The 641-nt window shown below is 62.2% G+C and carries 1 protein-coding gene; it reads left to right on the forward strand.

What is annotated here, in order from left to right; all coding sequences use genetic code 11:
* Positions 1–641 (forward strand): hypothetical protein (locus H0H10_RS41565; RefSeq protein ID WP_223179266.1); only part of this gene is annotated, 641 nt, incomplete at both ends.

Here is a 641-nt window from a genome sequence, read left to right on the forward strand (position 1 = left end):
CCGGTCGCCACCATGGTGAGCAAGGGCGAGGAGCTGTTCACCGGGGTGGTGCCCATCCTGGTCGAGCTGGACGGCGACGTAAACGGCCACAAGTTCAGCGTGTCCGGCGAGGGCGAGGGCGATGCCACCTACGGCAAGCTGACCCTGAAGTTCATCTGCACCACCGGCAAGCTGCCCGTGCCCTGGCCCACCCTCGTGACCACCCTGACCTACGGCGTGCAGTGCTTCAGCCGCTACCCCGACCACATGAAGCAGCACGACTTCTTCAAGTCCGCCATGCCCGAAGGCTACGTCCAGGAGCGCACCATCTTCTTCAAGGACGACGGCAACTACAAGACCCGCGCCGAGGTGAAGTTCGAGGGCGACACCCTGGTGAACCGCATCGAGCTGAAGGGCATCGACTTCAAGGAGGACGGCAACATCCTGGGGCACAAGCTGGAGTACAACTACAACAGCCACAACGTCTATATCATGGCCGACAAGCAGAAGAACGGCATCAAGGTGAACTTCAAGATCCGCCACAACATCGAGGACGGCAGCGTGCAGCTCGCCGACCACTACCAGCAGAACACCCCCATCGGCGACGGCCCCGTGCTGCTGCCCGACAACCACTACCTGAGCACCCAGTCCGCCCTGAGCAA

The sequence above is a fragment of the Streptomyces griseicoloratus genome (assembly GCF_014534645.1).
Taxonomy (GTDB): Bacteria; Actinomycetota; Actinomycetes; order Streptomycetales; family Streptomycetaceae; genus Streptomyces; species Streptomyces griseicoloratus.